Origin of the sequence: Dermacoccus sp. Ellin185, from assembly GCF_000152185.1 — a bacterium.
Classification (GTDB): domain Bacteria; phylum Actinomycetota; class Actinomycetes; order Actinomycetales; family Dermatophilaceae; genus Dermacoccus; species Dermacoccus nishinomiyaensis.
In genome coordinates, this window is the sequence record NZ_AEIQ01000099.1 from 39,592 (window position 1) to 52,000 (window position 12,409).

Sequence of the window (12,409 nt, forward strand, 5' to 3'; positions counted from 1 at the left end):
GTCGCATCGAGTTCAACGCGAACGGACGATGACGGTGCCGGCGAGCTTGTCGTGCAGCCCGCGTCCGCTCGAGTCGGTGACGACGGCGGGGATCGCGAGGCAGAGCAGCACGGTGCGGACGGCGCCGGCGAGCAGACCGGGGGCGGCGCCGTCGCTGACGCGCTGCACCTGCATCCCCATGGCGCGGTGCCCGAGCGTCATCCCGAGGGTGCTGACGAGCAGGAGGTTCTCGACGGCGAAGACGGCGAGCGGTTTGAAGCCCTCGGCGCCGCTCCCGCCCCAGCGGTAGCCCAGCAACCCCATGGCGATGACGGAGCAGAGCGCCCAGTCGATGAGCAGCGCGACGGCGCGCGGGGCCAGCCGCGCGATGGAGCCGGGGCCCTCGACGGGGCGGTTCTCGGCGGGGTCGGCATCGGCGAGGGGGGCAGCTGGGGGCACGTTCGTTTCCGTTCGGTGGTGTCTCGCACTGTGAGTAGTAGCGCGCCCTCCAAGACTAGAGGTGAGGTGCCTGGATAGGTTGGAGGGGTGGTCGCGCGCCGTGCGCCGACCGGCGTGAACTGTTCACATGTTTCGTAACACCGACGAAACATGAGGGCCATGCCCGGGTAATCGGGGGGTCCTAGCATCATGGGCAACACGTGGTGTGGTGTCGACCGGCATCGCACACCCCAGTCAGGAGGATCCATGTTCAAGACCGCTGAAGAGGTCGTGAAGTTCATCGAGGATGAGGACGTCAAATTCGTCGACATCCGCTTCTGCGACCTGCCGGGCGTCATGCAGCACTTCAACATCCCGGCCGAGAGCTTCGACGCTGAGGCGATCGAGACCGGCCAGATGTTCGACGGCTCGTCCATTCGCGGTTTCCAGGCCATCCACGAGTCCGACATGAAGCTCATCCCGGACCTGCAGACGGCCTACCTGGACCCGTTCCGTGAGTACAAGACGCTCATCATCAACTTCTCGATCGTCGACCCGTTCACGGGCGAGCAGTACTCGCGCGACCCGCGCAATATCGCGGCGAAGGCCGAGGCGTACCTGAAGTCGACGGGGATCGCCGACACGGCGTTCTTCGGCGCCGAGGCCGAGTTCTACGTCTTCGACGACGTGCGTTTCGAGACGAAGCAGAACGCCGGCTACTACTACATCGACTCGATCGAGGCGGCCTGGAACACGGGCCGCGTCGAAGAGGGCGGCAACCTGGGGTACAAGACCCGGTACAAGGGAGGCTACTTCCCCGTCCCGCCCGTCGACCACTTCGCCGACCTGCGCGACGAGATGGTGCTGAAGCTGCACGAGGTCGGCCTCGAGGTCGAGCGCAGCCACCACGAGGTCGGCACGGCCGGTCAGATGGAGATCAACTACAAGTTCAACACCCTGCTGCAGTCGGGTGATGACGTCATGAAGTTCAAGTACGTCATCAAGAACGTCGCGTTCCAGAACGGACGCTCGGCGACGTTCATGCCGAAGCCGCTGTTCGGCGACAACGGTTCGGGTATGCACACGCACCAGTCGTTGTGGAAGGACGGCGAGCCGCTGTTCTACGACGAGCGTGGTTACGGTGGCCTGTCGGACATCGCTCGCTGGTACATCGGTGGTCTGCTCAAGCACGCGCCGTCGCTGCTCGCGTTCACGAACCCGACGGTCAACTCCTACCACCGTCTCGTACCGGGTTACGAGGCGCCGGTGAACCTCGTGTACTCCGCGCGCAACCGTTCCGCGTGCGTGCGTATCCCGATCACGGGCACGTCGCCGAAGGCGAAGCGTGTCGAGTTCCGTGTCCCGGACCCGTCGGCGAACCCGTACCTGTGCTTCGCGGCGCAGCTGATGGCGGGCCTCGACGGCATCAAGAACCGCATCGAGCCGCCGGAGCCGGTCGACAAGGACCTGTACGAGCTGCCGCCCGAGGAGCACGAGGCCATTCAGCAGGTTCCGGGTTCGCTCGGTGACGTGCTCGACGCGCTCGAGGCCGACCACGAGTATCTGCTCGAGGGTGACGTGTTCACGGAGGACCTCATCGAGACGTGGATCGAGTACAAGCGTCTGAACGAGATCGACCCGATTCGTTTCCGTCCGCACCCGCACGAGTTCGAGATGTACTACGACATCTGAGCAATGACGCGATGAGAATCCCCCTGGGGACTCACTGGGGACTCAGCTGAGACCGTCCGTTCCGCCATGGCAGCCGCCACGGCCGAGCGGGCGGTCTCGTCCTTGTCCGGCCACAAGTGCCCGTAGACGTTCAAGGTCGTCGTCGCGTTCTTGTGCCGCATCCTCGCCTGAACGATCTTCACGTCGAGCCCCGCCGAGATCAGCAAGCTCGCGTAGTAGTGCCGCAAGTCGTGGAACCGGAATCCCTCGGGCAGATCCTCGACGCTCCCCCGAACCTCGCGCATGGCGCGCTCGATGGCCCAGGGCGTCGCCTGGCGCCCGATCTCGTTCGTGACGACGTACTCGCCCGCGCCGCCCTCGACGGCCTTCGCCAGCATGAGCGATAAATCGTTCGGGATCGGAACCGGCGTCCGCGAGTAGTCCGTCTTGAGAGGCTCGGCGGGGTACTGCACCGCCGGCGTGACGATCCCCCGCATGAAGTCGACGTCGGCGGCACGAAGGCCGGCGCACTCGGCGAGGCGCAGCCCGGCGAACGCTGCGAGCAGGACGGCCGGGCGCAGATGCTCGGGGAACTTGTCATGCAGCGCCCACACCTGAGCCGACGTCGCCACGTAGGGCCGCTGCTCCCCCTGCGACGGCGCCGTCCGCCTCGAGCACGGCGAGCGGTGAATGAGCCCGTCGTGAACCGCGTCCCCCATGATCTGAGCGAATCGGCGGTAGGTCGCGTAGACGTAGCTCTGCGCTCGCCCGTCTCTCTGCATCGTGGCGACCCAGGCGTTCACGTCGGACGGCTTCACCGACCGAACCGGTACGTCGCCGAACGTGGCGCGGATGATCTTCACGTGCGTCTCAGCCTGTCGATACGTCGACGCCTTGCGTGACGAGTAGCCGGCGAGCCACGTCTCGCACCACTCCCCGACCGTCATTCGCTCCCGCGCCGGATCCACCCATGTCCCCGTGTGGATCTCCGACGCCTTGAGCTGCAACCACTCCTTCGCCTCGCGCTTGGTGGCGAACCCCTTGGAGAACTGCTTGCCGCCCTTCTCGCGCCGGTATCGCGCCCGGTAGCGCAGACCGACGCCATAGCGGTCGGTGTGCACCTTCTCGCCGTCGCGCTCGACGACCCAGCGGTCGTCGATGTGGGAGCTAATCATCCTGTGACTCCCGGCGCATGAAGGTGATGTCCTCGAGCGTGACCTCGCGCATCTCGAACCGCTGGTTGAACTGCGGCGTCTCGAACTCCGAAAGGAGACCGCGATCCCTGCAGGCCGCGACCATGCGCCCGGCAGTGGCGCGCGAAACCCCTGCAGCCCGCGCCACCGCCGCCGTAGGACCGTTACCCAATGCGCTGGCAAGTCGGTAAACCAGCGCGGTCCACTCCAACACGTCTTGAACGCGGTCGCCGTTAGGCCACTGCCCCCGAAGGTCGGGCGGCATGATCAGAACGGCCGGGTTGCTGCCCCAAAGAATTCGCCCTCCCTCGAACCTGACAAAAATGACTTGGGCTAGCGAGTCGCTAAGGATGGTTGCTATCGGTACTTTGCGCAGGGATTCGGATGTGACGCCGGTGCCACTGCGAGGAACCACGGTGACACGTACCGCGTATGGGCCGAGGACGTGAACACGCACGTCGATTTCCACTTCCCATTCGTCGGCGATATTGGCGTGCGCCACGTAACGGGAAGGCGCGTTGATCCCCGGCGCCAACACGACGCAATTGCTTTGGTCTCGGACGAACTCATCTGCGATGGGGTCGGTCCACACATCTAGTAGTGACACGATCCAACGATCCCACGCGTGAGCCAGCTCCGTCAAAGGTGTTGCACGGAAGCCAACACATGCCCTATCGTGAGTCATGCCCGACGTGACTCGCTCACGTCAACAATGACTCACAGGAGGAATCGTGAACGCCAAAGCAGGGCTCCACAAGATCGGGGAGATCTCCGAGTACACCGGCATCCCCGTCTCGACGCTGAGGTTCATGCGGCACCAGCACCGAGGCCCGAAGAGCGCACTTGTCGCCGGCAGGATCGTCTATCGACTCGAGGACGTGGACCGGTGGCTCGACGAGCAGTTCGAGAACGACCCGACCAACACCGCCGCCTGACGCGGCACCACGAAGGAGAACTGAGCATGCAGACCATCACCCAGACCGCTACCTGCCCCCGCTGCTCGTCTGAGTACGACCCCCGTTACCCGGCCATGAGCCGCGTCACCGGCGAGCGCGATATTCCCGTGTGCTCCATCTGTGGCGGGGATGAGGCAGTCGGACGCGGCGTCGTGCCGCGCGAAAAGTGGCCGCTCGAGGCGCTCACGTGGGGGCCGTGCCCGTCGTGGTGCGAAGCGCACACCGCTGCGCTGCCCGGCATGCACCTCGGCTCCGTCGTCGTCGGCGAGATGAACGTGACGATCCGTTCCGGCGACGAGACGGTCGATGGAGGGAAGCCTCACGCCGACCTCAGCGGATACGACTGGGCGAACGGGCAGCAGCTCCGTGACTACGCTGCGGCGCTTCACCGAGCGGCAATCGTCATGGAGCGCGGCCCCATCCTGGCGGATCCCGGCCCCGACGAGGACGAGGTGACGACACGCTGCTACTACGCCGAGGGCGACGACTGGCGCGTCGAGGTGTACCGCATCGGTGAGGATCCTGAGCTTCACGTCGACGTTCAGACCGACGGCGTCTTCAGCCTGGCGACGCTGCGCGAGTTCGGCGCCGCCGTCATGGGCGCGGACGCCTTCCTGGCGAAGACGGGCGAGGTGCTCAAGGGGATGCTCGCCGACGACGAAGGGGCCGACTGTGACTGAACCCCCGAACATGAAAACGGCCGCCGCCGAGCTGCAACTCGACGGCGACCAGAGCGGCGATCACCTGGAGGGCAATGCCGTGCACAAGATTAACGAAGCCAACAACGGGCAACAGATGTGGTGGCGGGACGCTGAGATCATCCTAGCCTCGAGAGCCGCATCGGGAGAACCTTTCACCGCCGATGACCTGCGGGCCGACGGGCTCGGCGAACCGGACAAGCCGGCGCGCTGGGGAAGCCTGTTCCGGCAGGCGCAGATGAACGGCGTCATCGTCGCCGTGGGCGTCGTGAACTCCAAGCGGACCCAGCGTCACGGATCACTCGGGCGCGTCTGGGTAGGTGCCACGGGCGAGGGAATCGCCGCCTGATGCCGAGCAACGACCACCAGACCGGGGATGACTCGGTCTGGTGGCGTAGCCGGTGGCTCGACGCTATGGCAGTGGCAGGCGTCAAGCCGATGCCCCGGCTCGTGGCGTACGTGTACGCCGACCACGCTCGGCAGCGGCGTGACGCGTGGGTGCCGATCTCCCGGCTCATCGAGCGGACGGGCATGAGCGAGAGCACGGTGATCCGCTCTCGCAAGAGCCTTGTCTCCGACGGCTGGCTCGTCGAGATGCAGGGCGCGAGTCAGCACCGGGCGGCCCTGTTCGCGTTCGTGATCCCCGAGGCATTCAGACCTGTCACAGCGACACCCCTGGAGGATCCAGACCTGTCAGAGCGACTGCCCAGACCTGTCACTCCGACTGCCCAGACCTGTCAGAGCGACACCCAATCAATCTCTGACCAATCTAAGAACCAATCTCTCTCACCGGACCAACGCGTTCTCATGCAGCTTCTCGACTGCGCAGCGGACGACGAAAGAGTGGATGCAGGGATTCGTCTCATCGCAGCCCGACAGCCGGCGAAGCCGGCGTCGTGGCTGCGAGCAGTCCACTCGAACGGCGACCTCGAGGACCTCATCGCCAACGAGATGAAGCCCGACACGCGACGCATCCCCGGCCGCGACTACTGGGACAACGGCGGCACCTTCTTCGACAAGCCGAGCCCCAGCCGCACGACACCCAGCATCGAGCACATCATCTGCACCGGCGTCCTCGACGACGGCAGCACGTGCGCTCAACCCATCCACCCGAACCGGCGCGACCGCCCGTGCATCGTCTGCGGACAGATCAACCGACCAACCTTCAAGGACGTGAACGCATCATGACCTTCACACCCTGCATCGACTGCGGTGAACCCTCACCCACCACGCGATGCCCCGAGCACACCAAGCCCGACCTACGCGGCACAGCGACCCAGCGCGGCTACGACTCCACCTGGGCAGCCCTGAGCCGCCGAGCGCGCCGCGCACAGCCGTTCTGCACCGACTGCGGCGCCCGCGACGACCTCACCGTCGACCACTCGCCTGAAGCATGGGCCAGGAAGAACGCCGGGCTCGTAATCCGGCTGCAGGACGTAGATGTCTGCTGCCGGTCCTGCAACTCCAAGCGCGGCCGAGCTCGACCCACGGGGGAGAACCCCAAAAGGGTGGGGCAAGCACCCCCGGTGAAGGCAGACTTTCCGACTCATTTGGGAACGATTCTCACCTCGGATCGGCGGGCCTCATGACTGGCGCGCTCAAGGCCGGCCCCAAGGCGCGGGTGACGGCCGATCCGCTCGACTTCAAGGGCTGGCCGGCGGGGCGCGCTGAGCGTCGTATCCGGTTCGTCGAGACCTACCTGCGGGTGCCCAAGGGTGCCGGCGCGCTGGAGCCGTTCGTCCTGCGGCCGTGGCAGCGCGAGATCGTCGACGGCGCGTTCGCTGCGGGGATCCGCACCGCGCTCGTCTCGTTGCCTCGAGCGAACGGTAAGACGGCCCTGGCGGCCGCGCTGGCCGTCGCTGAGCTGTTCGCCGGCCCGCCGTCGGCTGAGGTGCTCGTCGTCGCCTCAGATCAGCGTCAGGCGAACATCGCGCTCCGCATGGCCAAGCGCATGATCGAGCTGTCTCCCGAGCTGGCCGAGCGTGCGCAGATCTACGCCGACCGCATCGCAGTGCCCGAGAACGACGCGACGATGATCGCGCTCCCGGCCGACCCCGGCGCGCTGCACGGCTGGGATCCGTCGCTGTTGGTCGTCGACGAGCTGCACGTCGTCTCTGAAGCGGTCTGGGAAGCGGTCACATCGATGTCAGGTAAGCGGCCCGAGTCGCTCACCCTGGCGATCTCCACGCCGAGCACGTCGCCCGACTGCGTCATGTGGTCGCTCGTCGAGCATGGGCGCGCCGGCACCGACCCGGCGTTCTTCTTGCGCGAGTTCGCCGCGCCGGACGGGTGTGCCACCGATGACGAAGCCGCGTGGGCGGCCGCGAACCCCGCGCTCGGCGACTTCTTGAGCGCCGACGGGCTGGCCGCTGCACGTCGCACGCTGCGCGAGCCGGTGTTTCGTCAGCTGCGTCTCGGGCAGTGGGTCACCGGCTCCGACGCGTGGCTGCCGTGGGGCGCGTGGGACGCGCTGGCCGCGCCGGACGTGGCCGTCGAGCGCGGATCCCGCGTCGTGCTCGCGTTCGACGGCTCCGCCTCGGGTGACTCGACCGCGCTCGTCGGCTGCACGGTCTCAGAACAGCCTCACGTGTTCGTCGTCGGGCTGTGGGAGAACCCCGGCGACCCACGCTGGCGCGTGCCCCGCACCGACGTCGACCGAGCCGTCGACGTCGCGTTCGACCGGTTCGACGTGCTCGAGCTGGCCGCCGATCCGTGGGGCTGGCGCTCCGAGATCGAAGCGTGGGAGCAGCGCCACGGCGAGAAACGCGTCCTGCAGTGGAACACGGCCGCCGCCGCCCGCATGGCACCGGCGACGGACCGGTTCTACGCGGCGGTGACCGAGCAGACGATGACGCACGACGCGAACCCTGACCTCGCCGCGCACATCGCGCACTGCGTCGCCAAGCGCACCCCCATGGGCGACCTCGTCTCCAAGGACAAGCGCAACTCCCCGCGCAAGATCGACGCCGCCGTCGCCGCGATCATCGCGTTCGACCGCGCCTCATTCCACACCAACCGACCCACCAAACGAAGGGCAGTTTCGTTCCGATGAACAACACGATCAAGGCACTCTCCGACAAGCTCGACACCACGGTTCCCCGGCTCGTGCAGCTCGACCGGTACTGGCACGGCGAGCAGCCGGCCGCCTATCTCACCCCCGACGCCCGCGACGCGCTCGGCGACCGCCTCAAGACGTTGTCGGTGAACTTCCCGCGCCTGGCCGTCACCGCCCTGGCCGAGCGCCTCGAGGTGACCGGCTTTCGCACCGACGGCCCCGACGCCGAGCCCGACGCGGACCTGTGGCGCATCTGGCGCCGTAACGGCATGGAGGACGCCGCCGCACAAGCGCACATCGACGCACTCGCCTACGGGCGCTCGTTCGTCATCGTGTGGGCCGACCGCACGGGCGCGCCGTCCCTCACCGTCGAATCGCCCTTGCAGGTCGCGGTCCTGCGCGACCCGGCCACGCGTCAGGTGACGGCCGCGCTCAAGCGTTGGGTCGACGGATCCACCGGGCGCGCTGTGCTGTACGAACCCGAGCGCATCACGAAGCTCGTCGCGTCGGGGACGATGGTCGATCCGGCCGCGATGCCGGCGACGGGCTGGACCGCGACCGAGATCGTCCCGAACCCGCTCGGCGTCGTGCCGGTGGTGCCCATCGTCAACCGTGGCCGCCTCCTCGACGTCGACGGCGTCTCTGAGATGGCCGACGTCCTCGACCTCGCCGACGCGCTGAACAAGCTCGTCTCCGACATGCTCGTCACCAGCGAGTTCTACGCCCGCCCGCGCCGGTGGGCGACCGGCCTGGAGATCGTGGAGGACGCCGACGGCAAGCCCGTCAAGCCGTTTTCCGCTGCCCTCGATGACATCTGGCAGTCGGAAGCGCCCGAGACGCAGTTCGGGCAGTTCGACGCCGCTCGCCTCGACGGGTACGCCGACGCCGCCGCCCTCATCACCCAGCAGATCGGCGCGCTGTCCGGTCTGCCGCCGCACTATCTCGGGCTGCACGGCGACCAGCCGGCGTCGGCGGATGCGATCCGCTCGGCTGAGGCGTCGCTCGTCGCCCGCGCCTACGCGCTGCACCGCACGTTCGGTACGGCGTGGGCCGACGTCGCCCGCCTCATGATCGCCGTCCGTGACGGCGTCGACCCGGCCGGCCTCGACGTCGACGTCGTCTGGACCAACCCCGAGACGCGCACCCCGGCCCAGGCAGCGGACGCGGCCGCGAAGCTCGTCGGCGTCGGCGTGCCCTTGTCTGTCGTCCTGGCCGACACGCTCGGCATGAGCCCTGAGCAGGTCGAACGCGTGCGCGCCGCCCGTCGCGGGGACGCGCTCGACTCCGCCGGCGTCGACCTGACGAAGCTCGTCGCGTCATGAGCTACGTCGAGCAGGTCCAAGCACTCGGACAGTCCAGCGAGGACGACGCACAGTCGATCTTCGACCGCTGGAGCGACGGCGAGCTGACGTTCGACGAAGCCGTCGCATTGTTGGCCGCGCTCGTCGCGGCCGCCAACTCCCGCGCCGCCGCGCTGGCCGACCTGAGTCTCGCCGCGACGATCATGCACCAGATCGGCGAGCCCGTCGCCACGCTCGGACTCACCGCCCCGGCCGACGACGTCGAACGGCTGACGAAGGCGTCGCGGACGTTGTTGAGCCTGGACAGCGTCACGCCCGAGCGGGTGCGGCGCTTGGCGCGCTGCGAGCCGCTCGACACGGCCGCGAAGGCGTGGTCGGACGGCGTCGCCCAGTCGCGCTACGTCGACGGCTGGGTCCGTCAGACGCACGGCTCCTGCCAACTGTGCACGTGGTGGGCGCGAGGCGGCCAAGTGTGGGCCGCCGACCACCCGATGCCCCGGCACAAGGGCTGCACGTGCAGCCAGATCCCCACCCGAAAGGAAATCACCCATGACCGATATCGCCGCTGAGAACGAGATCGCCGAGCAGGAAGAAACTCTTCTGAAAAATTCCTCCCCGGACGAGCCGGCCGAGCCCGCCGACGACCAGACCGTCGACGACGACACTTCTTCTCCACAAGCAGGAGAAGACACCTTCCCCCGCGCCTACGTCGACAAACTGCGCAAGGAAGCCGCCGACGCCCGCGTGAAGGCAAAGGACCGCGACGAGATCGCGGCACGGCTTCACACGTCCCTCGTCGCCGCCTCCGGGCGCCTGGCCGACCCGTCCGACCTGCCGTTCGACGAAGCGCACCTGAGCGACCCTGACGCGCTCACGGCCGCGCTCGACGAGCTGCTCGCCCGCAAGCCCCACCTAGCCAGCCGTCGTCCCGTCGGGGACATCGGGCAAGGTGTGTCAGCGGTCACGTCTAGTGTCGATCTCGCCGGGATCCTCCGGCACAACGCCAACTGAAAGGTCTCAACATGTCGAACGTCAACGCAGATCTCCAAGCGGAAGCCCAAGCCGCGATCCTTGAGCGAATCAAGCTCGGCACGAGTTCAGACAAGCTGACCGTTAAGTCTCTCGAGTCCCTGGCCCGCTCCTATGCGCTCGTGATGGGGAATCCCATGGTTCCTAGCGGCACCGACGACGAGGTCTGATCTAGCCTCAGTGCTAGACTGAGGGGGACGCACCTGGCGTGCGTCCCCCTCGCTTGTGGGCCTGGCGTCCAGCGTGATCGAAACCCGATTCTCACGACTGGAGACCATCATGGCTGCATCCACCCAGACCGCCCCCGAGCTGACCCGCGAGCAGGTTCAGACGATCCTCGTCAAGCCCCTCGAGGCACAGTCGGTGTTCCTCGCCGCCGGCCCGCGCATCTTTGACTCGGCATCGCCCGTTCGCATCCCGAAGCTCGGCGGCCCGATCAACCCCGACTGGATCGGTGAGAACGAGCTGATCACCGAGCGCGACGTCGACTTCGACGAGATCCAGCTCCTTCCCTCGACGATGAAGTCCGTCAAGGTCATCACGCGCTACTCGAACGAGCTCGCCCGTCAGTCCGTCGTTGCCCTCGACGCCGCGCTGCGCGACCGCCTCGTGACCGACGTCGCTACGAAGCTCGACGCCCAGTTCCTCTCCGCCACCGGTGACGGCGTCACGACGCCCAAGGGCCTTTTCGCCTACGCCGGCGTGCAGAACATCGCCGTCGGCGGTGCGCTCACCCTCGACGTCCTCCTCGACGCCTGGGGCAAGGCACTGGCCGCCAACGTCAACATGAGCGCGCTCAAGTGGGTCATGACGCCGCGTGAGTTCGTCGGCCTGCGCAAGCTCAAGGACGGCGACGGCCGATACATGATGCAGCCGGATCCGACGCTCGACGGCGTGTTCCGTCTGTTCGGCGCGCCCGTCATCGTCACCGCCCGCGTGCCCGACGGCGACAAGGGCGCGGGCCGTGCCGCGCTCGTCGACTTCTCTCAGATCGCCGTCGCCCGCGATCTCGCGCCGAGCGTGAAGATCCTCACCGAGCGTTACGCCGACTTCGACCAGCAGGCCATTCGCGTCGTCGCCCGCTACGACGCGGCGCCGCTGAACCCGGCCGCCGTCGTCACGCTCACGGGCATCACGCCGGCCGCCTGATGGACCTCGTCAGCGTCGACGACCTCGTCGCGTTCGTCGGCGAGAGCGCCCGGTTCGACAACGAAGCGAACCGGGCGCAGGCTCGGCAGGTGCTCGACATCGTCACGGCGTGGGTCCACGTCCACACACGCGGCGTCGGATTCGACATCGACGGGCCGAACGACGCGCTTCGCGGCGTGATCGTCTCCGCGTCGGCCCGGCTGCTCGACAACAACGGGCTCGAGTCGACCGTGACCATCGACGATGCGACGATCCGCAAGGCCGCCTTCACCGGCTGGACCTTGCCCGAGCTTGCGGTCCTCAACTCCTACCGGAGACGGACCGCCTGAGACCTGGCGTCAACGTCACCCGCTGGACCCACTGTCGCCCGTCAGATACGGACCCGGCAGCCACGCGGGAACGATGGTCCAGCGGTACCTACCGGGCATGCGAACTGGACCAGCGCCGGCCCCCTTTGGCGTCAACGTCACCCGACGACCTGGCAGCACTGCGCCACTCCTTTGGGCGGCCGTACCTTTCCGGCCGTGACGTCGCTCGGGAACGATGGAGGGGAACTTCATGAGACTCCGACCCTCCAGCGCCACCCCGACGGACCCCCGAGTTACTGCATGGCTCGGGGGTCCGTTGCTGTCCCCCGGGGACTCACTGGGGACTCAATTTCCCCCGCCGCGCCCAATCTCCGCCGACCTCAGGCCACCAGAAAAGCGCGCCATTCCGGCAAATCTCAACTCGCCCGACATCGCGCAATCACGGGAACGGCGTTCGAGATGTACTACGACATCTGAGCCTGGGAGGCAAAGGCCGAGCGGGTTCAGATGTCGGAGAAAAAATGGTCATCTGAACCACCTCTGCATCTGGAGGCGAGGGTTGAGGGCCCGAGGCGGGCAGCGAGCGTGAGCGAGCTGCCCCCCGGGCCCTCTGTCGTGGCCGAGCGGGTTCA

15 protein-coding genes are annotated in these 12,409 nt (G+C 67.3%); 12 read left to right on the forward strand and 3 right to left on the reverse strand.

The window, feature by feature from the left end:
• Positions 1–12: 12 nt before the first annotated feature.
• Positions 13–438 carry an RDD family protein gene (locus tag HMPREF0321_RS11305; protein WP_006946587.1) on the reverse strand — a complete coding sequence of 142 codons (426 nt, stop codon included), beginning with the start codon at positions 436–438 and terminating at the stop codon, positions 13–15.
• Positions 439–684: 246 nt separating this feature from the next.
• Here HMPREF0321_RS11305 and glnA point away from each other — a divergent pair, with 246 nt between their 5' ends.
• The gene (gene glnA, locus HMPREF0321_RS11310; RefSeq protein WP_006946569.1) at positions 685–2,109 is read left to right on the forward strand and encodes a type I glutamate--ammonia ligase; all 1,425 of its coding nucleotides are present in this window, start codon (positions 685–687) and stop codon (positions 2,107–2,109) included.
• On the opposite strand, the gene xerC is transcribed toward glnA, so the two are convergent.
• Together xerC and HMPREF0321_RS11320 are read right to left on the reverse strand one after the other, a co-directional pair.
• A complete protein-coding gene (xerC, locus tag HMPREF0321_RS11315) occupies positions 2,097–3,263 on the reverse strand; it encodes a tyrosine recombinase XerC (RefSeq protein WP_006946648.1) in 1,167 nt (388 codons plus the stop codon). The genes glnA and xerC overlap by 13 nt on opposite strands.
• Complete coding sequence (locus HMPREF0321_RS11320; RefSeq protein ID WP_040014930.1) at positions 3,256–3,873, reverse strand: DUF6214 family protein; 618 nt, start codon at positions 3,871–3,873, stop codon at positions 3,256–3,258. The genes xerC and HMPREF0321_RS11320 overlap by 8 nt, the downstream gene beginning before the upstream one ends.
• A 139-nt stretch (positions 3,874–4,012) precedes the next feature.
• Between HMPREF0321_RS11320 and HMPREF0321_RS11325 the strand changes: the two genes are divergently transcribed.
• From HMPREF0321_RS11325 to HMPREF0321_RS11370, 11 genes are all read left to right on the forward strand, one after another.
• Positions 4,013–4,216, forward strand: coding sequence for an AlpA family transcriptional regulator (locus HMPREF0321_RS11325; RefSeq protein WP_006946578.1), 204 nt, complete (start codon positions 4,013–4,015; stop codon positions 4,214–4,216).
• A 26-nt stretch (positions 4,217–4,242) separates the two neighbouring features.
• Entirely contained in the window at positions 4,243–4,917 is a 675-nt protein-coding gene (locus HMPREF0321_RS11330; RefSeq protein WP_006946561.1) for a hypothetical protein, read from the forward strand.
• Complete coding sequence (locus HMPREF0321_RS15005; protein ID WP_006946551.1) at positions 4,910–5,284, forward strand: hypothetical protein; 375 nt, start codon at positions 4,910–4,912, stop codon at positions 5,282–5,284. Before HMPREF0321_RS11330 ends, HMPREF0321_RS15005 begins: the two co-directional genes overlap by 8 nt.
• Positions 5,284–6,123, forward strand: a complete 840-nt coding sequence (locus HMPREF0321_RS16135; RefSeq protein WP_139023639.1) for a helix-turn-helix domain-containing protein — start codon at positions 5,284–5,286, stop codon at positions 6,121–6,123. Before HMPREF0321_RS15005 ends, HMPREF0321_RS16135 begins: the two co-directional genes overlap by 1 nt.
• Positions 6,124–6,520: 397 nt before the next feature.
• Positions 6,521–7,987, forward strand: coding sequence for a terminase TerL endonuclease subunit (locus HMPREF0321_RS11345; RefSeq protein ID WP_006946572.1), 1,467 nt, complete (start codon positions 6,521–6,523; stop codon positions 7,985–7,987).
• The gene (locus HMPREF0321_RS11350; protein ID WP_006946568.1) at positions 7,984–9,312 is read left to right on the forward strand and encodes a phage portal protein; all 1,329 of its coding nucleotides are present in this window, start codon (positions 7,984–7,986) and stop codon (positions 9,310–9,312) included. Before HMPREF0321_RS11345 ends, HMPREF0321_RS11350 begins: the two co-directional genes overlap by 4 nt.
• A complete protein-coding gene (locus HMPREF0321_RS11355) occupies positions 9,309–9,860 on the forward strand; it encodes a hypothetical protein (protein WP_006946630.1) in 552 nt (183 codons plus the stop codon). Before HMPREF0321_RS11350 ends, HMPREF0321_RS11355 begins: the two co-directional genes overlap by 4 nt.
• Entirely contained in the window at positions 9,841–10,302 is a 462-nt protein-coding gene (locus HMPREF0321_RS11360; protein ID WP_006946595.1) for a hypothetical protein, read from the forward strand. The genes HMPREF0321_RS11355 and HMPREF0321_RS11360 overlap by 20 nt, the downstream gene beginning before the upstream one ends.
• Before the next feature lie 11 nt (positions 10,303–10,313).
• Positions 10,314–10,490: a hypothetical protein gene (locus HMPREF0321_RS16545; protein ID WP_006946536.1), complete on the forward strand. Its 177-nt coding sequence runs from the start codon at positions 10,314–10,316 to the stop codon at positions 10,488–10,490.
• 109 nt (positions 10,491–10,599) lie between these two features.
• Complete coding sequence (locus HMPREF0321_RS11365) at positions 10,600–11,469, forward strand: phage major capsid protein (protein WP_006946574.1); 870 nt, start codon at positions 10,600–10,602, stop codon at positions 11,467–11,469.
• 89 nt (positions 11,470–11,558) lie between these two features.
• Complete coding sequence (locus HMPREF0321_RS11370) at positions 11,559–11,798, forward strand: hypothetical protein (protein ID WP_217490546.1); 240 nt, start codon at positions 11,559–11,561, stop codon at positions 11,796–11,798.
• Positions 11,799–12,409: the final 611 nt, after the last annotated feature.